Origin of the sequence: Buttiauxella gaviniae (assembly GCF_040786275.1) — a bacterium.
GTDB classification, from domain to species: domain Bacteria; phylum Pseudomonadota; class Gammaproteobacteria; order Enterobacterales; family Enterobacteriaceae; genus Buttiauxella; species Buttiauxella gaviniae_A.
On record NZ_JBFMVT010000002.1, the window covers coordinates 3,586,962 to 3,611,046 of the forward strand.

The window sequence follows — 24,085 nt, forward strand, 5'->3', positions numbered from 1 at the left end:
GGGCTTCGTACCGGATAGATACTAGCTTTTAAAAAACGACAGTCGTGTCGCCGAGGAAATTAAGATGGGGCAATTTTTTGCTTTTGCGCATGTATCCGCCGTTTGGGGGAATGACCATGTCGCTTAACGTCACTGCAGGTACATCTTCACGTGTTGAACTTCGTAAAACCCTGACGCTGCTTCCAGTTGTCATGATGGGTCTGGCTTATATGCAGCCTATGACGTTGTTCGATACATTTGGCATTGTATCTGGCCTTACCGACGGACATGTCGCGACGGCTTACGCGTTTGCCCTTGTGGCAATTTTGTTCACCGCGTTAAGTTATGGAAAGCTGGTACGCCGCTTCCCATCAGCGGGTTCCGCCTATACCTATGCTCAAAAATCAATCCACCCTGTGGTTGGTTTTATGGTGGGCTGGTCCTCTTTGCTTGATTATCTGTTTATGCCGATGATCAACATCCTGCTGGCAAAAATCTATTTTGAAGCCCTGGTGCCGTCTATCCCGTCGTGGATTTTCGTGGTGCTGCTGGTTGGCTTTATGACCATCTCCAACCTGCGCGGCATCAAAACCGTGGCTAACTTCAACAGCCTGATTGTTGTGCTGCAAATGGCCGTCATGGTGGTTATCACCGGTCTGGTTATTTACGGTGTGGCAAACGGCGAAGGCGCGGGCACGTTGACCAGCACTAAACCGTTCTGGTCAGAACATGCGAACGTCGTGCCGATGATCACTGGGGCAACGATTCTGTGCTTCTCGTTCCTCGGGTTTGACGGCATTAGCTCGCTGTCTGAAGAAACTAAAGATGCAGGCCGCGTGATTCCAAAAGCGATTTTCCTGACTGCCCTGATTGGCGGCGCGATCTTCGTTGTGGTGTCGTACTTCCTGCAACTGTACTTCCCGGACATCTCACGCTTTAAAGATCCGGATGCATCGCAGCCAGAAATCATGCTTTACGTGGCGGGCAAAGCCTTCCAGTTCGGCATCCTGATTTTCTCCTGCGTAACCGTTCTGGCTTCTGGCATGGCGGCACATGCGGGCGTTTCTCGCCTGATGTACGTGATGGGTCGTGATGGCGTATTCCCGGAGCGTTTCTTCGGTTACATCCATCCGAAATGGCGCACCCCGGCACTGAACGTTGTGCTGGTGGGTATCATTGCCCTGTTCGCGGTGAAATTTGACCTGGTGACAGCTACTGCGCTGATCAACTTCGGTGCTCTGGTTGCGTTTACCTTTGTAAACCTGTCAGTGATTTCCCAGTTCTGGATTCGCGAAGGGCGCAACAAGTCCATTAAAGATCACATCAACTATCTGGTGCTGCCAATCTGTGGCGCGCTGACGGTTGGTGCACTGTGGATTAACCTGGAAGAAAGCTCGATGATTCTGGGGCTGATTTGGGCGGCTATTGGCCTGACCTATCTGGCCTTTGTAACTCGTCGCTTCCGTAACCCGGTGCCACAGTTCAACGAAGATTTAGCGTAATAGCTAAAGACTAAAAAGGCCGCGCAAGCGGCCTTTTTGCTATATCACCCCACTAAAAACTGCGCGTACTCAAACAACGCTTTCAGCAGCGCCGTCTTTTCTTTATCGCCTTCATGCAGGTTATATAACGCTTCCAGTTCTTGCGCGTAGGCCTGCAACGCTTCCTGAGACAAGACCTCACGACGATGCTGCAACCAGCGCTGCTGTTCAGCTTCATCTAATGTGCCTGGGAAGTTACGAGCCCGGTAGTTAAACAGCAGTTTCTCGATACGTTTATCGACGAAAGTAATATCCAGCGCGGGCAGATTTTGCGGATCGGTTTGTAGCACAATCCGCATTGCGGCACGGTCAGCATCGCTAAAAAAACCGTTATAAAGCTGTGAATCGACATTATCGGAGGGCACAAAAGGCTCTGCTTGGGCAAAAATAGCCACGGCTTTTTCACGTACCGCCGGATTTTCTCGAAGTAATTTCAGATTTTCGAGGCAGCGTTTACGGTCAATGCCTAAGCGATCGGCATCCTCCGGGCGTAACGTATTTGCGACAGCAAGCACCGGGCATTTGTTCAGATGAACCAGTTTAATAGGCACTGCAGCCGCATCGCCCAACGCGGCTTTCGGGGTATATAACCTCTCGCGCAGCGCATCGGCATCGAGTTCCAGCAGGGGAGAAATGTCGCCCGCTAAATCGACCATAATCACCGCATTACGGTTATCCGGATGCCATGCCACAGGGGCAATCCAACTGGTGTTCCCGCGCATGGCGCCGAACATCCCGGAAACATGCACCAGCGGTTTCATCTGAGGAATATCTATCAGCGTGGTGAGTTTGTGCTTAGAGCGGTGGCTATAGAGATACTCAAACAGGCGTGGCTGGCGCGTTTTGACCAACTGAGCCATGGCAATCGTGGCGTATACATCGGACATAGCGTCATGAGCATTGGCGTGTTCAATCCCGTTGGCTTTGGTCAAATGCTCGAGGCGGAAACTTGGCAGGCCATCGTCGTTTTCAGGCCAGACAATCCCTTCCGGGCGCAGGGCGTAGCAGGCCCGCATCACATCCAGCAGATCCCAGCGTGAGTTATCGTTCTGCCAGCTCCAGCCATACGGATCGTAGAAGTTACGATAGAAAATATTACGCGTCACTTCGTCATCGAAACGCACATTGTTGTAACCCACCACGCAGGTTTTCGGCAGAGTAAAAATGCTATGAATGCGTTTTGCAAAATCGGCTTCATTGACACCGCGCGCCAATGCTTGCTGCGGCGTGATGCCGGTTATCATCACCGCTTCGGGCTGAGGGAGGTAATCATCCGCAGGTTTGCAGTAAAAAACTTCAGGCTCACCCATAACATTGAATTGAGCGTCGGTACGAATAGCAGCAAATTGCGCAGGGCGGTCAAGCGACGGGCTTTTGCCGAAAGTCTCATAATCGTGGAAGAGGAAGGTAGGTTGTTGTTCTGAATTATTCAATGTTTATTTCCGTCCAATTGTGTTATCTAACGTATTGTTATTAAACTGAAATATCACTAAATAACCTCTTTATACGTCAATCTAAGTTCCTAAATGTTGTTTACTGTCCACTTTAGTCCATGTGATATTGCGTACCAGAACGGTACCAAATCCACTTTCTGATGCGTACCAAAAATTATTATGGCTCTCAGTGACACTAAACTTCGCTCAATACATGGTAAACCATATTCCGGCCCGCAAGAAGTATCTGATGCTGAAGGGCTCAGTGTGCGCATATCTCCTAACGGAGTTATTCTGTTTCAGTACCGATACCGATGGGGAGCAAAGGCTCAAAGGTTGAGCATTGGCAGATACCCCGCAATTCAGTTAAAAGAGGCTCGCAGTATCACGGCCGATTTGCGAATCCTTTATGACAAAGGGATAGACCCGCGCACACACTTTGAAAGGTCTGCGAATGAGTCAATGACTCTGGCTGATTGTCTGGACTATTGGGAGGAGAACTGCGTCAAAGCAACGCTACGACCAAATACGGTTCAGCTATACCAGTCAACAGTTATTAAACATTTGCATGACTCATTTCCTGGAAGGCCCATTTGCTCTATTACTGTCAAGCAATGGGTTGACCTGTTTACTCAAGAGGAAAGAGCTAATAGCCGACGCGCAAAGCAGATGCTTACTCAATTGCGATCTGCAATCAGTTGGTGCATGAGGCGTCAGGTTATTGATAATTGCTCAATTATGAGTATCCAGCCCAGAGACTTTGGATCAAGATCTGAGGTCGGAAACCGGGTTATGACATACACAGAACTTGCTCAAGTGTGGTTAGCAATTGACAGAAGCAGAGCGGCAACATCAAATAAGCTGCTTCACGAGATGTTGATGCTTTGGGGGGCTAGGGTTTCTGAATTGAGACTTTCGGAAAGGAAAGAGTTTGATTTAACTGAAAAGGTTTGGACTGTTCTAAAAGAGCACAGCAAGGGCTACGAAGTCCATGCTGATAAGCTGTTCTGGCATATCAAGAAGCTTGGTTGACTCCGCCTTTAATGATCCACTCGTTAACCGCTTCCCGGAGATAGGCTTTTGGCCTAGTCCTGATCGGCTTCGGGAAGTTATGCTGGTTCGTGTAGTTCCAGATGGTTTGGCGTGAAGAAATCCCGAGGACGTTCATCACTTCGCTTTCTTGAATAAGTGGACTTGTTTCGCTAATCATAATTTTTCCTTAGTTAAACCGAATTGTTGAACCCTTAAACCACCCACCGCAGACGACGCCTTTCACCCGTTTACCGCTCTGTCCTGTTGCGACAAACTCAGTGCGGTACACGTTATCATCGCTGCACCCTGTGAATGAGTAACCTTCAATTCTGATGTTTGTGAATCCGCTATTCGCCAATACGTTTGTTGCTTCAGTTGGGTCTGTGCAACCGGTTATCGCCAGCACTGCTATCAGTAAAATTCGCTTCAATTGGTTTCCTCCAGGCGTAAAAAAAACCGCACTCGGCGGTCATATATAGTCTTTAATCTGAAAATCTAAGCTGATTAGCTCACTGATAAACTGTGATGTGGCTCGTGGTTTACATGTGAGCTATTTTGTGTGTGGAAATGGTTTTGTGGGTTATTTATGACACTTCTGGATTTGGTGCGGATGCCGAATCACGACAATATGATTCATCGGAAACATACGACAGGGTCCCGTAACCGCTCAAGCTGTATCCTATTAGTTGCGCCAACTGCATGCGGTCGTCGTCGGAAAAATCATCTAGCGCCATCTCATTCAATCCATAGCCATGCGCCGTTGAGAAATCCAGTAACTTTCTGACGATCTGGTTTTCCTTGAAACGCAGCGTGCCGTGCGAATCAAAAACTATTACCTGCATTGGCAACTTGTAAGGCTCGCTTACAGGTTCCAACTGTTCAGGATTACTTGACGGTTGGAGTTGTGGTGCTGCGTATAGCAGGGTGCCACATGGTAGGTTGGCGATGAGCAGTGCGCTGTAAGTTTTACCTGAACCACTTGGCCCGGTAAGTGCCAGCCGTAAAGGAGGTACATTAAGGCTCAATGGATTTTACGATATTAAGTATGGCGCTATCGTTCCTCCACGTGTCACGCTGGAGGGGGGCGGTATGGATTCCTGTGGATTAATTAAAACAGGTAACGATATTAAAACCGTTCCGGATCGCATGTGGCAGGGAGTGCCGCACAGCTTCTCAAAAGACTTTATCGCCGCTGTAGATATGGACAGTGACACGGCGGGCAATCTTGACGGGAATCAGACGCGCAGTACGCGCATTATAGTTCTTAGCCTTTTGTGTACAGCGACAATGCCTAGTGAATTCGGGGTATATAGCGCTATTAGTTACGATGTCAGGCTTGAAGGTTTATATATACACAACGTACAAACCGGATATCGCACTTCTGATAGCTGGCTGCAAACCTGGTAAATATTACAATTAAGGATGTTGCGACAGGGGTAAAAATTGATGTAGGCGGTACCACGTATAATATTAGTAATATGTATGTCCGCAATGTTTCAGATACTGCTTATGACCTAAAAAACATTACATATAGCTCATTAACGTGCTGTGCGGCTGACTTTGTAAATGGTACGGCATATAGATTAAAAGACTGTACGGGTGTTTCACTTTCTGGCTGTGGATGCGAGAGCGTTACAGGCACACAATTTGATATCCAAGGATCGAGGGTATTCTTAGATAGTTTTAGGTCTGTAAATCCAAAGCGTGGAGAGAAGGAGTCGTTAATTATTTTATCATCTGCGGTTGATGTAAATTGTTCTTATTTACCTGATTACTCAGATGGGAGTTCTCCGAAATATACTAAGCTTGATGGTGCTATTGTTAACTCAAATAATTCAATTTTCCCGGATCATTCAAATGATCGTATTGCATGGGGAGTAGTGCAATCAATCATAAATATATCTGATGAAAAAGGAGCATATTCTGTAGCTGGGAATTCCACTTATGTTGTGCTTGGACGGGTTGAAGGTGGAGTGATAACTGTACTTTCTCAAAATCCGCCAACCGGTGATGCAAACACCTACCCAGCAGGGACCAGGTGGGAATTGTTATACCCATCCGTAACCGGCCCTTACAAGTGGATATGGCTAGCTGACAACACATGGCATGTTACTGGTAGCATTCTTTAATATATTTTGTTTGCACTTGCTAAAATATTGTTTAGCATTTCATCTATAAAAATTCTGGTGGCGAAAATAAGAATGGATGAAAAAGCAGTCAACATACGAGCATTAGCAGCAATCATGGTGGTTATACTGCACATAAACTCGCAGTATTTCCACGACATTTCTAGTTACTGGCCTGTTTTTGCGGTAATTGGCGCAGCAATGAGGCCGTGCGTACCACTTTTCTTGATGCTATCTGGATACCTTCTGGTAGGGAAGCCGGTCGGTGTAATAACTTTCATGAAAAAAAGGGTTTCAAGATTGATTCCACCTATTTTATTTTGGGGTGGTTTTTATGTGGTCTTTATTTCTATAGTAGGAGATGCGCCGATATCAATAATTTCATTTATCAGAATACTTATTGAACCACCGATGTTCCACTTATGGTACTTATACTTAATTGTAGGCGTTTATCTAACAGTTCCTATTTTGTCAGGATGGTATGTGTCCTCATCTTTATCTGACAAGATTTTTTATGTGTCTCTATGGCTTACTTGTTTGATTCTTGGTGGCTCATACATTGGTGTTGATGTTATAAATAGATACTATCTTGGTCAGTTCTCTACTTACGTGTTTTATCTTCTCGCCGGGGCTTTGATTAGAGACATCAATACTAGGTTTGAATTTAATAAAAACATATGTCTTATTTTTTTCGCAGTATTTACTGGTGCGATTTCAGCTTTGACTATTGTTAATTCCGCAAAAACAGGGATTCCTTCAGAGGAGTATTATGAATACACAAGCCCACTGGTTGCAATGCAATCGCTTTCTATTTTTTATTACCTCTTGTCATTTGATAAATCTAGCTCAGTGACCAGTGTTATATCAAGTAGATCGCTAGGGATTTATTGTGTTCACGTATCTGTGATTTTATGTATATTTCCATGGGTTAAATTATATATATCCATGCCTTTTGCGTCTTATGTTTTTTCATTTACGTTTACCGTCATTGCATCGTTATCAATATGCTCCGTGATAGGTAGGATAAAATATATAAGAAGGGTGGTTTGATTAGTTATCATGGATACTTAACGACGCCAGGAGTGGAGAGTCCGACGATGTGCAGGTGATGTGATGGGGCATGGATGTGACAAAAAATTAGCGCGAACTCTCATGAACTGTGACCTTTGTTCTCAAAGTTCGCGCTAAGCATCTGTCTAAATGCGTGATGTTTCGTGTACTTCCATGTTCTACAAAATCAGAACCTCATATTAGTAATATGTATGTCCGCAATGTTTCAAATACTGCATATGACCTTAAAAATATCACATATAGTTCATTTACGTGTTGTGCGGCTGACTTTGTAAATGGTACGGCATATAGATTAAAAGACTGTACGGGTGTTTCACTTTCTGGCTGTGGGTGTGAGAGTGTTACAGGTAAGATTATTGAACTCAATGGAAGCAGGGTCTCCGTTTCGGCCTTTAGGGGATTAAATATTCTTGATGGAGGGGGGAGGCTATAGACTTACAATCTTGCTTTGTTTCTTTTGATGCATGTCACTTCTCAGATTTCACTGGCAGTGTGGCCAGCAAGTATGTTTACTTAAATGATGCGACATTAACAAGGAATGGCACAGTCATGCCAGATTATACATCTAACAGAATAAGATGGGGAGAGGCACAAAGCAGGGTCATAAAGATTGATTTTGACGGTGTTTATTGCGTTACTGGCAACAATTCCTGGACAGCCCTTTGCAGATTAGAGTCAGGGTATATGACGGTTTTATCAGTTAGCACTCCAACCGGTGATACTTCGGTATTCCCCCTGGAACAAAATGGGAGTTATTGAATCAATCCACCCCGGGACCATGGAAGTGGACGTACATTTCAGGTCAATGGAAGGTTTCTGCAACAACAGCGGCATAAATTAATTATAAACAGTGGGGCTCGCGCCCCATTAATAATGATTAATCTATGAAATTTTTGAGGAAATAATCTTACCAATTCTCATGGATGGCTTTTCTATTAAAATAAAAGATAAATACCCAAAAATAACACTCAGGATAATACAGAGCGCCTGATTCAAATGCAATGAAAGGCTTGGAAGGTAATAATAAACAATCTGCTCAATCATAAACCCCCATAGATAAACGCCATAGGATATGTCATGTTTTACTTTTATTCTGCGTATTATTTTTAGTGATGACAAATACAGGGCCGAGGTGCATATGAAAAAATAAAAAAGCAGGTGCTTTATGATTTCACTAGAGATGAAGAAATATAATATTGCGATTCCGGCTGGAATGTGAAGTGAAACTAATTTTTTTCTTTATGAATTGCGAATAATGCACCGAGAGCAAAGCATGGTGCCATCAAATATACATCTGCATTGTCAGAGTTTATAAATAAAAACCTATTCCAACCAGTTATTGGTGAGATGATTACAATTAAACATATTAATGATGATATGTATTTGTTTTTATTTTCTGTTAACAGAAAGCATCCCAATAAAACAGCATATGATGCTACCTCATATGGTATTGTCCAAAGTGACCCATTTACTGATCCTTTGTATATATTGGCATCAAATACACCTGGTAGCATAAAAGCCATATCAAAAACTGAGCTATTTTTAATGTAATCGACTGTTAGTGGATTTGAAAAATAACTGGCAATATCTAAACTTGTTACGATAGGCCCAACCACAATAGCCGTAAATAAAATTACAAATATAAATGCTGGATATATTCTAAAAAAACGTGAAACTAAAAAATGAATTGTACTTTTATTTGAAATTAAACTGTTTGTAACTAACAAGCCACTTATAAAGAAAAATATTTTTACTGCAACTGAGCCTGTATAGGTAAATGGCAGTAATGACTGTAGTGGCTCCGGAGCTCCATTGGCGTTAGATAGATAGTAACTATGGGCAAATATTACCATAATAGCGCAAAAAATCCGCAATAAGTCAAAGTTATTATTGTCCCTTTTGAGAACATCAGAAACAGATTTCATAGCACACCAAAGAATAAAGATAAGGAGAAATTATGGCCATATGATATATGGAGCAGAAAAAAAATGATAGAAAACCTTGCGTTGATATAAACACGATGAGTTTCGCGTTCTGCGGTACAAGACCCTGCCGAGTGTGGATCTGGAAGACATCAACAGGCCAGAGCAGAAATTCAAAATGGATGAATATTTTGAAAATGACGGCGTGTTCGGCGTTGTGACATGGATACTTAACGACGCCTGTAGTGGAGAGTCCGACGATGTGCCGGTGATGTGATGGGGCATGGATGGGACAAAAGTTTTCTTCTATATAGTAGAAGAGAGCGAGATGTTAATTGAGTGATGAAATCGAGGCGGTGTACCAAATTGCGTACCAAACTAACCAATTCGTTTCATGAAGTCAGTCGTAGCAAGGGTTTTCTGGCACTGTCTCATAATCATGAAAGAGGAAGGTAGGTTGTTGTTCTGAATTATTCACGATTTATACCCGCCCTTGAGTGCTGTTTAACATGTTGTTATTAAACTGAAATCCCACTAAAACTCTCTCCATGAATCAATCGACATTTTATGATGGTGCCTATGCTCATGGTAAACCATTAGCAGGCTGCCTGCACCATAAGGGAAACCCTGCAAAAGGTGGAGGTAAATTTCTCTGTTCATATCTTTTTGCAATTTAATTGCGAAAAAAGTCGAAAACTCCAGTAAAAGAGGCGGCTGAATTTATTGTCACCGAGGGTATATCGTTGAAGATCCGTCTGTTTGCTGTCTGTTCACTGTTGTCACTTTCTGCTCACTCCGCTTTTGCCGACGATTCCTTTGTTAATGCGCCACCACCGCCACAAATCCAGGCGGGGTCGTGGGTTTTGATGGATTACACCACCGGGCAAGTGCTGACTGCGCAGAATGAACACGTGCGACGCAACCCGGCGAGTCTTACCAAATTGATGACCGGCTATGTGGTCGATCGCGCTATTGATAGCGGGCGCATCACGCCGGACGATATGGTCACGGTCGGGAAAGATGCCTGGGCGAAAGGCAATCCAGTGTTCGACGGCTCTTCGCTGATGTTTCTCAAAGCGGGAGACAGATTAACGGTGCGTGATTTAAGCCGCGGTTTGATTGTTGATTCAGGGAACGATGCCTGTGTCGCGCTGGCCGATTACGTCGCTGGCGGGCAGCCGCAATTTGTGGCGATGATGAACAAATATGTGAAGCAACTCCGTCTGCGCGATACCCACTTTGAAACCGTTCACGGCCTTGATGCGCCTGGCCAGCATAGTTCGGCCTACGATCTTGCGGTGTTATCCCGCGCAATTATCCATGGCGAACCCGATTTTTATCATATGTACAGCGAGCGTAGCCTCACCTGGAACGGCATCACTCAGCAGAACCGTAATGGTCTGCTTTGGGATAAAAATCTCAACGTGGACGGCCTGAAAACAGGCCACACCGCCACTGCGGGTTTTAACATTATCGCTTCCAGCGTTGATGGCGATCGCCGCCTGATTGCCGTCGTGATGGGCGGGGAAAGCCCTAAGGGGCGTGAAGAGCAGGCGCGTAAATTACTGCACTGGGGCCAGGATAATTTCGATACCTTGCAGGTTCTGCATAAAGGCAGAAAAATTGGCAGCGAAACTGTCTGGTATGGCGATAAAAAAAGCGTAGACGTAGGCACAAATCAGGATGTCTATCTGGCGCTGCCAAAAGCCGAAGTGCCTAACATTAAAGCTAAATATGTTCTCGAAAGCCAGGAGATGGAAGCGCCGGTTGCCGCAAACCAACATGTTGGCGAAATCGAGCTATTTGATCGCGACAAACTTATTGCGCACTGGCCCCTGGTGACGCTGGCAGATGTCAAAAAAGGTAGCGCCTGGTCCCGATTCAAGGATTACCTGAGCCACAAGCTGTAATACAAGGTTTGAACAAGAAGGGTCGACAGCAATGTCGGCCCTTTTTTTTGTCTGGACTAAGATCTACAGGACTAAGATCTACAGGCAAAAGAATTGCGAAAAGCGACCATGCTCGCAAAGTAACCACGCCATCCTGACAAAGGATTGTTTACCTGCAATAACGTGGTGTATAAACATACAGTGTTTTAATCTAATCAGGAGGTCATATGGAATTTAACGTGCAGCAAGTTCATGAGCGTAAAGTAGCCGGTTTTCATATGGTTGGGCCTTGGGAAAAGACGGTGCATCAAGGTTTTGAGCAGCTTTCCCTGTGGGTGAAATCGCATAAAATCGTCGGCGAAGAGTGGCTGGCGGTTTACTACGACAACCCTGATGTTGTCCCTGCGGAAAAGCTCCGCTGTGACACCGTCGTCTCCGTTGCCGAAAACTTTACCGTGCCGGAAAACAGCGAAGGCGTAATAGTCACCCACATCGAAGGTGGGCAGTATGCGGTTGCCCGAGCACGCGTCGACAACAATGACTTTCAGCAACAATGGGAAAGTTTCTTCGACGCGGTAGAAGGCGATAAACGCTACCGGATAACAGGCAAACCCTGCTTCGAACACTATCTGAATGATGGTTCCGAAAGCGGCGTTTGGGAAATAGACATGTATATTCCGGTAGCAGATCAAGTCTGAAGCTGATGGGGGCGCAGGCCCCCTAACTTTGTGATGCCCCCACAAGAAAAACAGGTACAATCCCGTTTTTGTTTTCAGGAGAGCCGGGTGTGCGCCCCGACAAATCACTAAGTCCCTTTGAGCTCCGCATCTATCGCAATTACCGAACGGTGCATGGCGTTCGTATCGCGCTGGCATTTATCCTCACATTTCTCATTGTTCGCCTGTTACAGGTTCCTGAGGGAACATGGCCGCTGATCACTCTCGTGGTCGTCATGGGGCCGATCTCTTTTTGGGGCAATGTCGTGCCTCGCGCGTTTGAGCGTATTGGCGGCACCATTTGTGGCGCGGCGATGGGGCTGGTGGCTCTGCGTCTGGAACTTATTTCATTGCCGTTAATGCTGGCCTGGTGTGCCGTTGCGATGTTTATTTGCGGCTTTCTGGCGCTCGGCAAACGCCCGTATCAGGCGTTACTGATTGGTATTACCCTTGCGGTCGTGGTGAGTGCGCCGGCGGGAGACATGAAAATTGCCCTGTGGCGCAGCGGCGATGTCATTTTTGGCTCATTGCTGGCTATGCTTTTTACCAGTATTTATCCGCAGCGCGCCTTTATCCACTGGCGGATACAAATGGCGAATTTTGTCACAGCATTCAGTCGTGTTTATAACGCCGGTTTATCGCCTAACCTGCTGGAGCGCCCGCGCCTCGATAAACACTTACAACGTGTGCTGACGGATGTAGTAAGAATGCGCGCGCTGATTGGGCCGAGCAGCAAAGAAACGCATATTCAGAAATCCATCTTCGAAGCGATACAAACCGTAAGCCGCAATATGGTGTGTACACTGGAGTTACAGGCCAACGCCTATTGGGCCTCTCGTGAAAGCCATTTTCTGATGATCAACGCGCGCACACTGCGCGATACCCAGCAGATGACGCTGCACACGCTTTCGTCTATAGCGCTCGCTTTACACGACGGAAACCCGTCACCCATTTCTGCGAACAATGAAAAACTGACGGAAATCGTCAGTGAGTTGCGCCAGTTAATGCAAGATAGCCAAAATGGGAAACTTCAGGAAACCCCCATTCATGGTTATGTTTGGTTAAGTCTTGAGCTTGCACGCCAGCTTGAATTGCTGTCGCAGTTGATCTGCCGCGCGTTACGCAAATAATTGCATAGCCTGATATGAATTGCTGGTTTCGATTCAGCATCAATTGAGGTTAAGATAGCGAAAGAGACCCATTGTCAGTGGCTGCCGCTACCATTAAGGTTACCTTATGGCGGCTGTCTTAACGAATCCGAGTATGAAATTAGCAGGGGTATAAAAATGGAACCAACAAAACCATCTTTCCAGGACGTGCTTGAGTTCGTGCGTCTGTTCCGTCGCAAAAACAAACTGCAACGTGAAATCCAGGACGTACAGAAAAAAATTCGTGATAACTCAAAACGTGTTCTGCTGCTCGACAACCTGAGCGACTACATCAAGCCAGGCATGAGCATTGAAGCTATCCAGGGCATCATCGCCAGCATGAAAACCGACTACGAAGACCGTGTTGATGACTACATCATCAAAAACGCGGAACTGTCTAAAGAACGTCGTGAAATTTCCAAAAAACTTAAAGTCATGGGCGAAATCAAGCCGGAGTAATCCCCGCTGGTTTCAATCACTACTTAAAAACCGCCGCTGGCGGTTTTTTTTCGCCTTTAAAAAGTTAGGGGGTAGGCTGCACCTACTATAAATGGGGTAATGCCTTATCTGTCAGGGATTACAGGTATCGGATAATAAAAGGTAAATCCAGGCGTGAAGGCTTACCCGCGCTTAAAAAATCAGTAAAAATTGTTATAGCGCAACACTCCATATCCATTAGCTTTTAAACTGTGTCAGCTTTTACATATTCATCTGCATGATGTTTTAAACCTCATGCAGGAAAACCGACATACTGACTCGTTTATGCCATGTCGCTCAAACATGGCTGGGAAGGGGGTGACATTCCCCCGCAGCCCCCGCTGCTGTGATGCCGACGAACCCGCGTAACCACTGATCTAAAGATTGGGAAGGGCGGGCGAGAATGACGCTAAGCCAGAAGACCGACCTGTCAGCCAACTCTAACAACTCCTTCGGTGGGAAGTCAGTTGTCATCAGATGCGTATCGCCTCCGGGCGCGTGCGCGCGTGCTGACAGCCTCTTATTGCCGAAAAAAGTAATAAGGCAACTATGGCAGGGGCAGCGAAACACGCATTCGTTATTGCAGGAACCAGCAGCGGCTGCGGGAAAACCACCGTCACGCTTGGGTTACTTCGTGCACTTATGCAGCGCGAACTGCGTGTTCAACCTTTCAAGATTGGCCCAGATTATCTCGACAGCGGCTGGCACAGCGCCGTCACCGGTATCGCCTCGCGCAATCTTGATGCGTTTATGTTGCCCACTCCCACGCTAAACGGCCTGTTCGCAAAACAGATGCAGCAGGCAGACGTCGCCGTTATCGAAGGCGTGATGGGGTTGTACGACGGCTACGGCACCGACCCGAACTATTGCAGCAGTGCCGCGATGGCAAAGCAGCTCGGTTGCCCGGTAATACTGCTCCTGGACGGCAAAGCCGTTTCAACCTCTATTGCCGCCACGGTGATGGGGTTCCAGCACTTTGACCCAACGCTTAATATTGCGGGCGTCATCCTCAATCGCGTCAACAGCGACAGCCATTATCAACTGCTCGCCGAGGCGATCACCCGCTATTGCGGGCTGCCGGTGTTAGGGCGCGTGCCGGTGATGGCGGACGTGGCTTTACCGTCGCGCCATCTCGGGCTGGTTCCGGCTCAGGAAAATGCTCCTCAGGATGAACGCTGGCAACGTCTGGCGCAGCAGTTTGAAGACACGGTGAATATTGACCGTCTGCTGGAACTCTCTCGCCTGGATGAACTGCCGCACGGCGAAGCGCCCGGTATGCCTGACGCGGCATTAGCCGACGGGCTCACGCTTGCCCTCGCCGAAGACGAAGCCTTCAACTTTTACTACCCCGATAACCTCGAAATGCTGGAGCGTGCAGGGGTGAAAATCCAGCGTTTTAGCCCTCTGCATGATGACAAACTGCCCGATTGCCAGATGATTTGGATAGGCGGCGGCTACCCCGAAGTGCATGCCGCAAAACTTGCCGCCAACGTCAGCATGCGCGAATCCATCCGCAACGCCCATGAAAAACGTATTCCGATGTACGCCGAATGCGGCGGCCTGATGTATCTGGGGGAATCGTTGACCGACGGCAACGGCGAAACCCACGCGATGTGCGGCGTGTTGCCCGGCCACAGCCAGATGGGCAAGCGCCTCACGCGTTTTGGCTACAGTGAAGCGACCGCCATGGTAGACACACTGCTTGCCCGCAAGGGCGAAACGTTACGCGGGCATGAATTCCATTATTCCGACTTTAGCGGCCCATTACCTGCCGCTTTTGATTGCTGCAAATGGCGAGATGGCGTGGCGATTTCGCGCTGGCAGAGCGGCATTCAGCACCACGCAACCTTCGCCAGCTATCTGCATGTGCATTTCGCCCAGCGACCAGGCTTGCTGGACCAATGGCTCACGCTTGCAAGGAATCATCTATGACATTACTCGCATGGGCGGCAGCCTGGCTGCTGGATTACTGGCTCGGCGACCCGCCGCACTGGCCGCATCCGGTGCGCTGGATTGGCAATCTCATCACCGTGACGCAGCGCGTGGTGCGCAAGTTTTGCAAAAGCGAACGCGCCCTGAAAATGGGCGGCGGTGTGCTCTGGCTGGTAGTGGTGGGCACCACTCTGAGCGCCAGTTGGGGGCTTTTGCACCTCGCAAACTTCATTCATCCGTGCGTCGGCTGGTTAGTTGAAGTGTGGATGATTTACACCGTGCTTGCCGCCCGCTGCCTGAGCGATGCGGCTCTTGAGGTCTACCGCGCCCTCAAAGACGGAACGCTTGCCGATAGCCGCGAAAAACTCTCGTGGATTGTCGGGCGCGATACTTCGCAGCTCGAGCGCCCGCAAATCACTCGCGCGGTCGTAGAAACCGTGGCGGAAAACAGCGTTGACGGCGTCATTGCGCCGCTGTTCTTCCTGATGCTGGGGGGCGCACCGCTGGCGATGGCTTACAAAGCCATCAACACCCTCGATTCCATGGTCGGATACAAAACCGAAAAATACCGGGCCATTGGCTACGTGAGCGCCCGACTCGACGATCTCGCCAACTACATTCCTGCCCGTTTGAGCTGGCTGCTGTTAAGCGCCTCCGCCTGGTGCCTGCGGGCCGATTTCAGCCGGGCGCTGCGCATAGGCTGGCGAGATCGCTACCAGCACAGCAGCCCAAACTGCGCCTGGCCTGAGGCCACGGTTGCGGGAGCGCTGGGAATCCGTCTTGGCGGGCCAAACACCTATTTTGGCGAACGGGTAGAAAAACCCTGGATGGGGGATGAGCAGCGCGGCATCGCCCTCGACGACATTACACGCACCATTCAACTCATGATGTTGGCTTCCCTGCAAGCTTTGCTGCTGTTTGCCGCACTGCGCTGGCTGACGTTTGGCATCGCATAAGGATTCTCATGAAATACTTGCAACAACCCCAGCTTATTGAACAACACAGCTTTGAAATTATCAGCGAGATTATTGCCGCTGAACGCCCGGATTACCGCTTTAACGACGCCATTCAGGAAGCGATGATCAAACGGGTTATCCACACTACCGCCGATTTTGAGTGGCTGGATATTCTGTGGTTCTCACCGGATGTCATCGAAAAACTGACCGACAGCGTGAAGCGCGGCTGCACCTTATATACCGACACCACGATGGCGTTATCAGGCATCAACAAAACCCTGCTGGCGCAATTCGGTTGCAGTTGCCGCTGCTTTATTAGCGACCCGCGCGTGGTGGCCCATGCAAAAGAGCAGGGCATGACGCGTTCGATGGCGGCGGTAGATCTCGCATTGCAAGAAGAGGGCGAGAAGATCTTTGTCTTTGGTAACGCGCCAACCGCGCTGTTCCGTCTGCTGGAAAAAGGCGCGCAGCCATCCGCGGTTATCGGTGTGCCGGTCGGTTTTGTCGGTGCCGAAGAGTCCAAAGAAGCGTTAGTGGCAAGTGGCTTACCGGCGATTGCCGCGCGCGGGCGCAAAGGGGGCAGCAATGTGGCCGCCGCCATTGTGAATGCGCTGCTTTACCGCCTGCGGGAGTCTGCGTGAGCGAACAACAGGGCGAATGCGTCTGGCATAAAGGCAAGGCCTATCGCAAAGGTTACACCACCGGATCCTGTGCTACGGCTGCGGCGAAAGTCGCCGCACTCATGGTGTTGCGCCAGCATGTGATCGACCAGGTGTCCATCGTGACGCCTTCCGGTGTCACGCTGCACCTCAACGTGGAAATGCCGATTATCGAAGGCCAGCAGGCGACGGCGGCGATTCGCAAAGACGGCGGGGACGACATCGATGCCACTCACGGCATGTTGATCTTCGCCCGCGTCCAGCTCAATGACAGCGGCACGATCACCCTGCGCGGTGGCATGGGCGTGGGTGTGGTGACGCGCAAAGGCATTGGCCTGGCGATTGGCGAATCCGCGATTAACCGCACCCCGCGTCAAACCATTGAGGCGGGCGTGCGTGAAGTGATTGGCACGGAGCGCGGCGCAGACATTGAAATTTTCGCACCGGAAGGCGAAGAGCGGGCGAAGAAAACCTACAACCACCGCCTGGGCATTCTGGGCGGGATTTCCATTATCGGCACCACCGGCATTGTAATGCCGATGTCCGAAGAGAGCTGGAAACGCTCCCTGGCACTCGAGCTGGAAATGAAGCGCGCCGCAGGCCTTGAGAAAGTCATCCTGGTGCCGGGAAACCACGGCGAACGTTTTGTGCGCGAGCAGTTGCAGTTAGATAGCGACTGCCTGGTAACGATGAGTAATTTCGTCGGCTACATGGTTCAGGAAGCGGTTCGTCTGGAGTTTCGCCACATCGTTCTGATTGGTCATCCGGGCAAACTCGTCAAAGTGGCCGCAGGTATCTTCCACACTCACAGCCACATTGCCGACGGGCGCATGGAGACGCTGGTGGCGCACCTGGCGTTGATGGGCGCGCCCTTTGCCTTGCTTGAAGCCGTAAGCCAGTGCGACACCACCGAAGGTGCGCTTGAGATCATCGCCGAGCAGGGCTTTCAGGGCGTATTTGAACGGCTCGCAACGCGCATCTGCGAGCGCGTGGAAGAGATGCTGCGCTTCACCCAGTCCCCGCCAAAATGCGACGCCATTATGTTCTCATTCGACAACCAGATTTTAGGCAGCAGCCGCCCGGTGGCTGATATTGCGCAGGATTTCAGATGCTAACCGTAGTGGGCATTGGCCCTGGTGCCACGGAATATCTCACCTTCGAGGCGCGTAACGCGATTACCGACGCGCAGATATTGGTCGGCGGCGCACGTCAGTTGTCGCTATTTGCTGAATTTGGCGGTGAAACACGCTTACTCGATAGCGATCTCGACGGCCTGATGACGTGGCTGCGGGGGCGCATCCACCAGCGCGTGGTGATCCTGGCCTCGGGCGACCCGTTAATTTACGGCATCGGCAAACGTCTGTCGGCCAATTTCTCGCCCGCTGAACTGCGCATTATTCCCGGCATTAGCTCGGTGCAATATTTGTGCGCCAAAGCGGCGGTCGACATGAACGATCTGTGGATAACCAGCAGCCACGGACGCGAGCCAGATTTTCAGGCGATTGCCGCGCACCGCAAAGTGGCCATGGTGACCGACAAAATCATCGGGCCCCACGCGATAGCCCAGGCGCTGCTGGCGCGTGGCCTGAATCCCACTCTTATTATTGGCGAGAACCTCTCGTCAGCCGATGAACGAATCCACCGTGTGGCCGCCGCTGATGTGGCGCAGAGCTATGCGATGAACGTGGTAATTATCCTCAATGAAAGATGATCTCTTTTTACGCGGCGCACGCGTGCCGATGACCAAAGAAGTGGTGCGCACCCAGGCGCTGGACCGTTTACAACTTCAGACCGCAAAACGATTTATCGACATTGGCGCAGGCACCGGCAGCGTGTCGCTGGAAGCCGCATTGCGTTACCCGCAACTGCACGTCGCGGCGATTGAACGCAACCCTGACGCGCTGGCGTTAATGGCTGAAAACTGTGAGCTTTTCGCCTGCCCGAACGTGGAGATAATCAGCGGTTATGCGCCGATAGAATTAGATGTGATGGCCGATGCGGTATTTATCGGCGGCAGCGGCGGGCAACTGACCGAGCTTATTGACTGGTCGCTGGCGCACCTGGTCCCCGGCGGGCGTCTGGTGATGACCTTTATTCTGCATGAAAACTTAACCTGCGCCTTAACCCACCTTGAGCAGTGCGCTATTCGCGATTTCGACTGCCTGCAACTTCAGGTCTCCACCCTCGCGAAGCTAGGCAACGGGCATTACTTCAAACCCAATAACCCTACCTTTTTGATTTCTTGCCTCAAGGAAGGAAGCGATGTCTAAAATTTTTGATACCCGCAAAGTCTGGTTCGTCGGCGCGGGGCCAGGCGACAAAGAGCTGATCACCCTGAAAGGCTATCGAATTTTGCAGCAGGCGGAAGTGGTGATTTATGCCGGTTCGCTGATTAACCCTGAACTGCTCGATTACTGCCCGCCAAACGCCGAATGTCACGATAGCGCCGGCCTGAATCTTGAGCAAATTATCGAGCTGATGGAAAACGGCGTGAAAGCTGGAAAGCTGGTGGTGCGCCTGCAAACGGGCGATCTCTCTCTTTACGGCTCGATTCGTGAGCAGGGTGAAGTGCTGACCGAGCGGGGAATCGGTTTTGTTTCGGTGCCTGGCGTCAGTGCATTTTTAGGGGCCGCCGCCCAGCTTGGCGTGGAATACACCGTGCCGGAAGTCTCGCAAAGTCTGATCATCACGCGCATTGAAGGCCGCACGCCGATGCCGCCGCTCGAACAGCTTGAATCGTTCGCAAGGCATCAAACGTCCATGGCGATTTTTCTCTCGGTGCAGCGTATTAACCGCGTTGCCGAACGCCTGATTGAAGGCGGTTATCCTGCGGATACCCCGGTCGCCGTGGTCTATAAAGCGACGTGGCCTGACTGCCAGGAACTACGCGGTACGCTGACGGATATTGCCGAAAAAGTGCGCGAAGCGGGGATCCGTAAAACCGCGTTGATTATGGTCGGCGCATTTTTGGGCGAAGAGTATCACTACTCCAAACTCTACGACGCAGGATTCAGCCATGAATACCGCAAGGCCTGAGTCGGTCGCGCTATTTTGCCTGACGCCCGGCGGCGTGGCGCTTGCCCAGCGTCTGCGGTCTGAGTTTGCGCTGGATTGTTTTACCAGCGAAAAACTGCTGCAACCGGGGTTTATTCCCTTCGGCGGCAGCTTTGCGCAAACCGTAGAGCAGGCGTTTAGCCAATATTCTGCGCTGGTGTTTATCGCCGCCACAGGCATTGTGGTGCGCGTCATCGCGCCGCTGGTATGCGACAAAATGCACGACCCGGCGGTGGTGGTTATGGACGAGCGGGCAGAACACGTCATCAGCTTGCTTTCCGGGCATCTGGGCGGCGCGAATGAATTAACCCGCCATCTGGCGGAAATTCTGGACTCCGATCCGGTGATCACAACCGCGACCGATGTTAACCAACTGGCAGCGCTCGATACGCTGGCGGCAAAGCTCGACGCCACCCTGCTCGATTTCCGCCAGACGGTAAAAACCGTCAACCAAATGTTGGTGAGCCAAAAGCGCGTTGGCCTGTGGTGGGATCGCGATTTTGCGGCCCATGCCAAACAATACGACACGCGCGGGTTTATCCCGGTCGATGATCTCGGGGCGCTACCGGCGCTTGACGCGCTGGTCTGCGTCACGCTGCGCGATGTGCTGCCTGCGCAAACTATTCCACTTTTTAAACTGGTGCCTAAGCGCGTAATAGCCGGAATGGGCTGCCGACGCGATACACCATCGCAAACGGTGGCGACATTGTTTAGCCAGCAACTGGCTGCAAATCATTTTGACCCGCTGGCGTTACGCGTCATCGGCAGCGTGACCCTCAAAAAAGATGAACGTGCGCTGCTCGATCTGGCGCAGCACCATCAAGTCCCTTTCGAAGTTTTTAGCGTTGAACAACTTGCCCAACATGAACATCGATTCCCCGCGTCGGAATTTGTGCGTCAAACCGTGGGCGTGGGCAGCGTTTCACAACCGGCTGCGTGGCTTCTGAGCCACGGAAATTTGGTTGGCACGACTCTGCGCGAGCAGGGCGTCACCATTACTTTAGGAGTTATAGACAGATGTTAACGGTAATCGGCATTGGCCCTGGCAGCGAAGCCATGATGACTCAGGAAGCCATTGCTGCCCTGCAAGAAGCTGAAATTGTTGTCGGCTATAAAACCTATACCCACCTGGTTAAGCCGTTAACCGGCGACAAACAGGTGATCAAAACCGGTATGTGCCGCGAAATTGAACGCTGCCAGACCGCCATTGAACTGGCGCAGGCCGGGCACAACGTCGCGCTGATCAGCAGCGGTGACGCCGGGATTTACGGCATGGCAGGCCTGGTGCTGGAGCTGGTAACCAGCCAGCAACTGGACGTCGAAGTACGCCTGGTGGCGGGGATCACCGCCAGTATTGCCGCCGCTTCTTTGCTGGGCGCGCCGTTAATGCACGATTTCTGCCACATCAGCCTGAGCGATTTGCTCACGCCGTGGCCGGTTATCGAAAAACGCATTATCGCCGCCGCGTCTGCTGATTTTGTTATCTGCTTCTACAACCCGCGCAGCCGCGGCCGCGAAGGGCATCTGGCACGCGCGTTCGAGCTGATGAGCGACTTCACCAAACCGCAAACGCCGGTTGGCGTAGTGAAAGCGGCCGGGCGTAAAAAAGAGCAAAAATGGCTGACGACCTTCGGTGAGATGGACTTCGAGCCGGTCGATATGACGAGCCTTGTGATTGTCGGAAACCAAACCACTTACGTGCGCGACGGCCTGATGATTACTCCGCGAGGCTACGAGCTGTGAGTGAAGCGCTGCCTCCTGTAGGTCGGATAAGCGAAGCGCCATCCGACGTTAATACGCCGGTGCTGGTGTTCGGCGGAACCAGCGATGCGCGCTTTATCTGCCAGATCCTCGATGAACAGCGCATTTCCTACACCTTATCGGTGGCGACCGCGGTCGGGAAATCGCTGGCGGGGAACATAGCCGGAGAGATTCGCGTCGGGCGTATTGATGCCAGTGAAATTGCCGACTGGCTGGTGACGCATGCGGTGCGCTGGGTGATTGACGCCTCGCATCCGTATGCGGAACTGCTTAGCCGCAACATCAGCCACGCCTGCGAAACGGTGGGCGTGACGTTAAGCCGCTATCAACGCCGCAGCGAACTTAACGATCTGGAGCACCCGCTGCTGCGTAAAGTCGCCAACCTGCAAGAAGCGTGCGCGGTGGCGCAGGAGTACGGCCCGCGTGTGCTGCTCACCACCGGCAGTAAAGAGCTGGCGGCGTATCAAAAAGGTCTGCCGGATAAATTCCTGCTGGCGCGCGTGCTGCCGACTTGCGAAGTGATTGCCGAATGCGAAGCCCTGGGCCTGGGTGTAGACAACATTATTGCGATGCGCGGCCCGTTTAGCGCTGAGTTTAACGCCGCAACCTATGACTTTTGCTCCCCCGATGTGGTGATCACTAAAGAGTCCGGGGCGGAAGGCGGGTATCTGGATAAGGTCAATCCAGCCCTTGAGCGCGGTATTCCGTGCGTCGTAGTGACGCGCCCACAGCCGCTGGTTGACGGTCCTGAACTGCTGCAAAACCGTGAAGATGTGAGCCACCGCGTAACGCGCTGGCTGCAAGAGAGAAAATAATGAAAAAAGCCCTGTTAGTTATCAGTTTTGGCACCAGTTATCACGACACCTGTGCCAAAAATATCGTGGCGTGTGAAGAAGCGCTCGCCACCACTTTCCCGGATCGCGATCTGTTCCGCGCGTTTACCTCCGGCATGATTATTCGCAAGCTAAAACAGCGCGATAACCTGGAAATTGACTCCCCGGCGCAGGCGCTCCTTCGCCTGGCTGAACTCGGTTACCAGGATGTCGCGGTGCAATCGCTGCACGTGATTAACGGGGATGAGTTCGAAAAAATCTCCCGTGAGGTACAGACATACAGCCATCTCTTCCAGCGCCTGGTTTTGGGCAATGCGTTGCTGAGTGACTTCAACGATTACGATCTGTTGCTTGCGGCGCTGCAAAACCAAATGCCAGCGCTTGCCCCTGACGAGCGCGTGGTATTTATGGGCCACGGTGCCAGCCACCACGCGTTTTCTGCCTACGCCTGCCTCGATCACTTGATGGCAGCCCGCCAGATCCCTGCGCGTGTTGGTGCGGTAGAAAGCTACCCGGAGATCGACCTGATTCTGCGCGGTTTACAGCAAGAAAAAGTGCGTAAAGTTCACCTGATGCCGCTGATGCTGGTGGCAGGCGACCACGCCATTAATGACATGGCGTCAGACGAAGAAGACTCCTGGAAAACCCAGTTGCAGGACGCGGGCATTGAAGCGCAGCCGTGGCTGCAAGGTCTGGGAGAAAACCCGCAAATTCGCGCGATGTTCGTTAACCATTTGCAGCGTGCATTAGAAAAAGCAACAGGCGAGGTGGCAGCATGACCGGCCGTTTATATGCTCTGGGCACGGGCCCAGGGGCAAGCGATCTCATCACCGTGCGTGCGGCACGTATCATCGGCAAACTCGACGTGCTGTTTGCCCCGGCAGGGCGCAAAGGCGGCGACAGCCTGGCGCTCTCTATCGTGCGCGAATATCTCAGCGATACCACCGAAGTGCGCACCTGCCACTTCCCGATGAGTGCCGATAACGACGAAAAAGCCGTGGTGTGGGATGAAACCGCCGCTGCACTGAAACACGAAGTCGAGCAGGGCAAACAGGTGGGATTCATCACGCTTGGAGATTCGATGCTATTCAGCACCTGGGTGTTTTTGCTGGCGCGAATGGGTAACCCTGAATGGCTGGAAATCGTCCCTGGCGTCACCTCGTTTGCGGCGATTGCTTCTCGGGCACAGCTTCCGCTGGCGATGGAACAGCAATCGATGGCGGTGATGTCTTGCACCGCTTCGCATCAGGAACTGACTCAGGCGTTACGCTCCCATGACTGCGTGGTGCTGATGAAAGTCTATGGGCGTTTCGCGCAGATCAAAGCGCTGTTGCAACACCTCGAACTTATCGACCACGCGGTGCTAATGGCGGAAGCGACATTACCCGGCGAGCAGTGCTGGCGGAGTCTTGATGACGTGCCGGACGACCAAAAACTGCCGTACTTCTCGACCATTTTGGTTAATAAGCAGTGGCGGCGCTAAAAACTTTGGTGGATGTCTCCCCCACAACACCGAAATCGTAGGTCGGATAAGCGAAGCGCCATCCGACATTAAA

General features: G+C 50.7%; 25 protein-coding genes, 1 pseudogene and 1 riboswitch. Of the genes and pseudogenes, 22 read left to right on the plus strand and 4 right to left on the minus strand.

All coding sequences use genetic code 11. The features are described from left to right. Window positions 1-64: 64 nt before the first annotated feature. Window positions 65-127, plus strand: a complete 63-nt coding sequence (gene yoeI, locus AB1E22_RS17100; protein ID WP_367597394.1) for a membrane protein YoeI — start codon at window positions 65-67, stop codon at window positions 125-127. Then, window positions 117-1,481: an APC family permease gene (locus AB1E22_RS17105; protein WP_367596429.1), complete on the plus strand. Its 1,365-nt coding sequence runs from the start codon at window positions 117-119 to the stop codon at window positions 1,479-1,481. Before yoeI ends, AB1E22_RS17105 begins: the two co-directional genes overlap by 11 nt. A 44-nt stretch (window positions 1,482-1,525) precedes the next feature. Here the strand turns inward: AB1E22_RS17105 and sbcB are convergent, their stop codons facing one another. Next, complete coding sequence (gene sbcB, locus AB1E22_RS17110) at window positions 1,526-2,953, minus strand: exodeoxyribonuclease I (protein ID WP_367596430.1); 1,428 nt, start codon at window positions 2,951-2,953, stop codon at window positions 1,526-1,528. A 180-nt stretch (window positions 2,954-3,133) separates the two neighbouring features. On the opposite strand from sbcB, the pseudogene AB1E22_RS17115 reads away from it, so the two are divergent. Then, window positions 3,134-3,973, plus strand: a pseudogene (locus AB1E22_RS17115) (tyrosine-type recombinase/integrase); the annotation flags it as partial. Here the strand turns inward: AB1E22_RS17115 and AB1E22_RS17120 are convergent. After that, window positions 3,969-4,163 carry a helix-turn-helix transcriptional regulator gene (locus AB1E22_RS17120; RefSeq protein WP_437178391.1) on the minus strand — a complete coding sequence of 65 codons (195 nt, stop codon included), beginning with the start codon at window positions 4,161-4,163 and terminating at the stop codon, window positions 3,969-3,971. The pseudogene AB1E22_RS17115 and the gene AB1E22_RS17120 sit on opposite strands and share 5 nt — an antisense overlap. Window positions 4,164-4,569: 406 nt before the next feature. Further along, a complete protein-coding gene (locus tag AB1E22_RS17125) occupies window positions 4,570-5,010 on the minus strand; it encodes an ATP-binding protein (RefSeq protein ID WP_367596431.1) in 441 nt (146 codons plus the stop codon). Window positions 5,011-5,074: 64 nt separating this feature from the next. On the opposite strand from AB1E22_RS17125, the gene AB1E22_RS17130 reads away from it, so the two are divergent. The 3 genes from AB1E22_RS17130 to AB1E22_RS17140 all read left to right on the plus strand — a co-directional run bounded on the left by AB1E22_RS17130 (window position 5,075) and on the right by AB1E22_RS17140 (window position 7,161). Beyond that, window positions 5,075-5,392, plus strand: coding sequence for a hypothetical protein (locus tag AB1E22_RS17130; RefSeq protein WP_367596432.1), 318 nt, complete (start codon window positions 5,075-5,077; stop codon window positions 5,390-5,392). A gap of 71 nt (window positions 5,393-5,463) precedes the next feature. Beyond that, window positions 5,464-6,114 (plus strand): hypothetical protein, encoded by a 651-nt coding sequence (locus AB1E22_RS17135; RefSeq protein ID WP_367596433.1) that lies wholly within the window; start codon window positions 5,464-5,466, stop codon window positions 6,112-6,114. 72 nt (window positions 6,115-6,186) lie between these two features. Then, a complete protein-coding gene (locus tag AB1E22_RS17140; RefSeq protein WP_367596434.1) occupies window positions 6,187-7,161 on the plus strand; it encodes an acyltransferase in 975 nt (324 codons plus the stop codon). 1,247 nt (window positions 7,162-8,408) lie between these two features. On the opposite strand, the gene AB1E22_RS17145 is transcribed toward AB1E22_RS17140, so the two are convergent. After that, window positions 8,409-9,107 carry an acyltransferase family protein gene (locus AB1E22_RS17145; RefSeq protein WP_367596435.1) on the minus strand — a complete coding sequence of 233 codons (699 nt, stop codon included), beginning with the start codon at window positions 9,105-9,107 and terminating at the stop codon, window positions 8,409-8,411. A gap of 740 nt (window positions 9,108-9,847) precedes the next feature. Here AB1E22_RS17145 and dacD point away from each other — a divergent pair. From dacD to AB1E22_RS17225, 16 genes are all read left to right on the plus strand, one after another. Then, entirely contained in the window at window positions 9,848-11,014 is a 1,167-nt protein-coding gene (gene dacD / locus AB1E22_RS17150) for a serine-type D-Ala-D-Ala carboxypeptidase DacD (protein ID WP_367596436.1), read from the plus strand. 206 nt (window positions 11,015-11,220) lie between these two features. Beyond that, window positions 11,221-11,691 carry a DNA gyrase inhibitor SbmC gene (gene sbmC, locus AB1E22_RS17155; protein WP_367596437.1) on the plus strand — a complete coding sequence of 157 codons (471 nt, stop codon included), beginning with the start codon at window positions 11,221-11,223 and terminating at the stop codon, window positions 11,689-11,691. A gap of 89 nt (window positions 11,692-11,780) precedes the next feature. Further along, a complete protein-coding gene (locus tag AB1E22_RS17160) occupies window positions 11,781-12,839 on the plus strand; it encodes an FUSC family protein (protein WP_367596438.1) in 1,059 nt (352 codons plus the stop codon). Window positions 12,840-12,995: 156 nt separating this feature from the next. Further along, entirely contained in the window at window positions 12,996-13,316 is a 321-nt protein-coding gene (locus AB1E22_RS17165) for a DUF496 family protein (protein ID WP_064512128.1), read from the plus strand. Window positions 13,317-13,600: 284 nt separating this feature from the next. Further along, window positions 13,601-13,775, plus strand: a riboswitch (cobalamin riboswitch). A gap of 108 nt (window positions 13,776-13,883) precedes the next feature. Further along, entirely contained in the window at window positions 13,884-15,266 is a 1,383-nt protein-coding gene (locus AB1E22_RS17170; protein ID WP_367596439.1) for a cobyrinate a,c-diamide synthase, read from the plus strand. After that, window positions 15,263-16,222, plus strand: coding sequence for an adenosylcobinamide-phosphate synthase CbiB (gene cbiB / locus AB1E22_RS17175; protein WP_367596440.1), 960 nt, complete (start codon window positions 15,263-15,265; stop codon window positions 16,220-16,222). Before AB1E22_RS17170 ends, cbiB begins: the two co-directional genes overlap by 4 nt. An 8-nt stretch (window positions 16,223-16,230) precedes the next feature. After that, on the plus strand, window positions 16,231-16,863 hold the full coding sequence (locus AB1E22_RS17180) for a cobalt-precorrin-8 methylmutase (RefSeq protein ID WP_367596441.1): 633 nt from the start codon (window positions 16,231-16,233) through the stop codon (window positions 16,861-16,863). After that, window positions 16,860-17,996, plus strand: a complete 1,137-nt coding sequence (gene cbiD / locus AB1E22_RS17185; RefSeq protein ID WP_367596442.1) for a cobalt-precorrin-5B (C(1))-methyltransferase CbiD — start codon at window positions 16,860-16,862, stop codon at window positions 17,994-17,996. Before AB1E22_RS17180 ends, cbiD begins: the two co-directional genes overlap by 4 nt. Beyond that, window positions 17,990-18,592, plus strand: a complete 603-nt coding sequence (locus AB1E22_RS17190; protein WP_367596443.1) for a cobalt-precorrin-7 (C(5))-methyltransferase — start codon at window positions 17,990-17,992, stop codon at window positions 18,590-18,592. The genes cbiD and AB1E22_RS17190 overlap by 7 nt, the downstream gene beginning before the upstream one ends. Next, the gene (locus AB1E22_RS17195) at window positions 18,582-19,151 is read left to right on the plus strand and encodes a decarboxylating cobalt-precorrin-6B (C(15))-methyltransferase (RefSeq protein WP_367596445.1); all 570 of its coding nucleotides are present in this window, start codon (window positions 18,582-18,584) and stop codon (window positions 19,149-19,151) included. Before AB1E22_RS17190 ends, AB1E22_RS17195 begins: the two co-directional genes overlap by 11 nt. Beyond that, window positions 19,144-19,917, plus strand: coding sequence for a cobalt-precorrin-4 methyltransferase (locus AB1E22_RS17200; protein ID WP_367596446.1), 774 nt, complete (start codon window positions 19,144-19,146; stop codon window positions 19,915-19,917). The genes AB1E22_RS17195 and AB1E22_RS17200 overlap by 8 nt, the downstream gene beginning before the upstream one ends. Continuing rightward, window positions 19,898-20,959 (plus strand): cobalt-precorrin 5A hydrolase, encoded by a 1,062-nt coding sequence (gene cbiG, locus AB1E22_RS17205; protein WP_367596447.1) that lies wholly within the window; start codon window positions 19,898-19,900, stop codon window positions 20,957-20,959. Before AB1E22_RS17200 ends, cbiG begins: the two co-directional genes overlap by 20 nt. Then, window positions 20,953-21,678 (plus strand): precorrin-3B C(17)-methyltransferase, encoded by a 726-nt coding sequence (locus AB1E22_RS17210; protein WP_367596448.1) that lies wholly within the window; start codon window positions 20,953-20,955, stop codon window positions 21,676-21,678. The genes cbiG and AB1E22_RS17210 overlap by 7 nt, the downstream gene beginning before the upstream one ends. A gap of 59 nt (window positions 21,679-21,737) precedes the next feature. Further along, window positions 21,738-22,511, plus strand: coding sequence for a cobalt-precorrin-6A reductase (locus tag AB1E22_RS17215; protein ID WP_367597396.1), 774 nt, complete (start codon window positions 21,738-21,740; stop codon window positions 22,509-22,511). After that, entirely contained in the window at window positions 22,511-23,308 is a 798-nt protein-coding gene (cbiK, locus tag AB1E22_RS17220; RefSeq protein WP_367596449.1) for a sirohydrochlorin cobaltochelatase, read from the plus strand. The genes AB1E22_RS17215 and cbiK overlap by 1 nt, the downstream gene beginning before the upstream one ends. Further along, window positions 23,305-24,012 carry a cobalt-factor II C(20)-methyltransferase gene (locus AB1E22_RS17225; RefSeq protein WP_367596450.1) on the plus strand — a complete coding sequence of 236 codons (708 nt, stop codon included), beginning with the start codon at window positions 23,305-23,307 and terminating at the stop codon, window positions 24,010-24,012. The genes cbiK and AB1E22_RS17225 overlap by 4 nt, the downstream gene beginning before the upstream one ends. Window positions 24,013-24,085 lie beyond the last annotated feature (73 nt).

Excerpts from the sequence above, each read along its gene's own strand:
- AB1E22_RS17170 (WP_367596439.1), top strand. The coding sequence starts at position 13,884 with ATGGCAGGGGCAGCGAAACACGCATTCGTTATTGCAGGAACCAGCAGC.
- AB1E22_RS17145 (WP_367596435.1), bottom strand. The coding sequence starts at position 9,107 with ATGAAATCTGTTTCTGATGTTCTCAAAAGGGACAATAATAACTTTGAC.
- sbmC (WP_367596437.1), top strand. The coding sequence starts at position 11,221 with ATGGAATTTAACGTGCAGCAAGTTCATGAGCGTAAAGTAGCCGGTTTT.
- cbiG (WP_367596447.1), top strand. The coding sequence starts at position 19,898 with ATGAATACCGCAAGGCCTGAGTCGGTCGCGCTATTTTGCCTGACGCCC.
- cbiB (WP_367596440.1), top strand. The coding sequence starts at position 15,263 with ATGACATTACTCGCATGGGCGGCAGCCTGGCTGCTGGATTACTGGCTC.
- AB1E22_RS17210 (WP_367596448.1), top strand. The coding sequence starts at position 20,953 with ATGTTAACGGTAATCGGCATTGGCCCTGGCAGCGAAGCCATGATGACT.
- cbiK (WP_367596449.1), top strand. The coding sequence starts at position 22,511 with ATGAAAAAAGCCCTGTTAGTTATCAGTTTTGGCACCAGTTATCACGAC.
- AB1E22_RS17225 (WP_367596450.1), top strand. The coding sequence starts at position 23,305 with ATGACCGGCCGTTTATATGCTCTGGGCACGGGCCCAGGGGCAAGCGAT.
- AB1E22_RS17190 (WP_367596443.1), top strand. The coding sequence starts at position 17,990 with ATGCTAACCGTAGTGGGCATTGGCCCTGGTGCCACGGAATATCTCACC.
- AB1E22_RS17200 (WP_367596446.1), top strand. The coding sequence starts at position 19,144 with ATGTCTAAAATTTTTGATACCCGCAAAGTCTGGTTCGTCGGCGCGGGG.
- AB1E22_RS17195 (WP_367596445.1), top strand. The coding sequence starts at position 18,582 with ATGAAAGATGATCTCTTTTTACGCGGCGCACGCGTGCCGATGACCAAA.
- AB1E22_RS17135 (WP_367596433.1), top strand. The coding sequence starts at position 5,464 with ATGTATGTCCGCAATGTTTCAGATACTGCTTATGACCTAAAAAACATT.
- AB1E22_RS17120 (WP_437178391.1), bottom strand. The coding sequence starts at position 4,163 with ATGATTAGCGAAACAAGTCCACTTATTCAAGAAAGCGAAGTGATGAAC.
- AB1E22_RS17165 (WP_064512128.1), top strand. The coding sequence starts at position 12,996 with ATGGAACCAACAAAACCATCTTTCCAGGACGTGCTTGAGTTCGTGCGT.
- AB1E22_RS17130 (WP_367596432.1), top strand. The coding sequence starts at position 5,075 with ATGGATTCCTGTGGATTAATTAAAACAGGTAACGATATTAAAACCGTT.
- AB1E22_RS17105 (WP_367596429.1), top strand. The coding sequence starts at position 117 with ATGTCGCTTAACGTCACTGCAGGTACATCTTCACGTGTTGAACTTCGT.
- AB1E22_RS17180 (WP_367596441.1), top strand. The coding sequence starts at position 16,231 with ATGAAATACTTGCAACAACCCCAGCTTATTGAACAACACAGCTTTGAA.
- AB1E22_RS17140 (WP_367596434.1), top strand. The coding sequence starts at position 6,187 with ATGGATGAAAAAGCAGTCAACATACGAGCATTAGCAGCAATCATGGTG.